This window comes from Bradyrhizobium sp. S3.2.6 (assembly GCF_040546885.1).
GTDB lineage: Bacteria > Pseudomonadota > Alphaproteobacteria > Rhizobiales > Xanthobacteraceae > Bradyrhizobium > Bradyrhizobium cytisi.
Genome location: NZ_JBEPOS010000066.1, coordinates 1 through 1,361, shown reverse-complemented (window position 1 = coordinate 1,361; position 1,361 = coordinate 1). Strand labels below are relative to the sequence as shown.

Sequence of the window (1,361 nt, the reverse complement as noted above, 5' to 3'; positions counted from 1 at the left end):
CTTAGGGCCCGTCCATAAATAACTCAGTCAATTCGTTTTGGACGATGATTTTTTCGATGAGGTGAAATCGTATAGTTCCAGTCGCCATGGAACGAGTGGCGGGTGAGGTTGATGGCAGTCATCTGGAGATCGGAAACCTTGACGCCTTTGGGATATTTCTTTTCGTCCAGCTCGGCGCGCACCTTGAGGCCGGCATCTGTTGTCGTCGCGGCGATCAGCTGGACGATCGTGCGATAGCTACGCAGTGGCTTTCCCCGCCAGTTGATGGTGATGAAGGAGAAGAGACGATGCTCGATCTTGTTCCACTTGCTGGTGCCGGGCGGCAGGTGGCAAACCGTGATCGGCAACTTGAGCTCGTCCGCCAGTTTTTGAAGCTCGACCTTCCACAGGCGCACACGAGACCCGTTGCTGCCGCCGCCGTCGGCCGTGATCATCAGGCGTTTGGCTGTCGGATGACGCTTCTTCCCCATCGTCCGCCACCATCGGCGGATCGCATTGACCGCGAAGCTGGCGGTGTCGTGGTCCGTGCCGACGCTGACCCAGCCGACATTATTGGTGATGTCGTACACGCCGTACGGCACGGCGCGGCTTAGCTTGGGATCGATAAAGTCATGAATGTTGACGAGCTCAGGCCTGCCTTGGCGACGCCATTCCCGGCCGTTGTTCTTGAAATTGCCTACCAATTCCTTCTTCTTCGTGTCGACCGATATGACCGGTTCGTTCGCCGCCAGGAACGTCGTGGCCTGCGTGTTGATGTATTGAAACTGCGCGTCGCGATCGATGTGCTGGCCGCCTTCTCGTGTCTTGTTGTTCGCTTGCAGGCTGTAGCCCATGCCGCGCAGAAGCTCGCTGACAACCGTTGGGCAAACCTTATGACCCTCCTTCGCCAGCTCGGTCACGAGGTTACGCAGGCTGCGGGTCGTCCACAACAATGGCTGCATTGGATCGCCCCGCGTCACCGGTTCGACCAGGCGCTTGAGATCGGCCGCGAGGGTTGGATCCCGGGACGACTTCTTCTTGCGCCCGCCGCCCGCCTTACGGACACGTCCAGCCGGAACCGCCACGTTGTCGCGAATGTCAGAAAGTCCGTGATAAATCGTCGACCGCGCCAATCCGCTGATGCCGGACATCAAGCTGACCCCGCCGTGTCCCAGCGCTTTCGCCTCCAGGCCGACAAAGCGCCGGAGGCTCTGTTCATTCAGAACAGGGGCCATCTCCCGATAGCGCTTCCGCGCGGCGCGCGCCTGAGCGGCTCGAATCATCCCACGACGCTACGTCGCGCGACTCATCATTGTGAATCCCGCGCAAAAAATCCTCGCGATCTGTGGCAATTATGACTCAGTTGTTTATGGACGGGCCCT

1 protein-coding gene is annotated in these 1,361 nt (G+C 59.2%); it reads right to left on the bottom strand.

The window, feature by feature from the left end:
* Positions 1–23: 23 nt before the first annotated feature.
* On the bottom strand, positions 24–1,262 hold the full coding sequence (locus ABID58_RS37305) for an ISAzo13 family transposase (protein ID WP_354037802.1): 1,239 nt from the start codon (positions 1,260–1,262) through the stop codon (positions 24–26).
* Between the last annotated feature and the right edge of the window lie 99 nt (positions 1,263–1,361).

Bases quoted from the DNA above. Each gene is read 5' to 3' on its own strand.
- ABID58_RS37305 (WP_354037802.1), bottom strand. From the start codon at position 1,262: ATGATTCGAGCCGCTCAGGCGCGCGCCGCGCGGAAGCGCTATCGGGAG.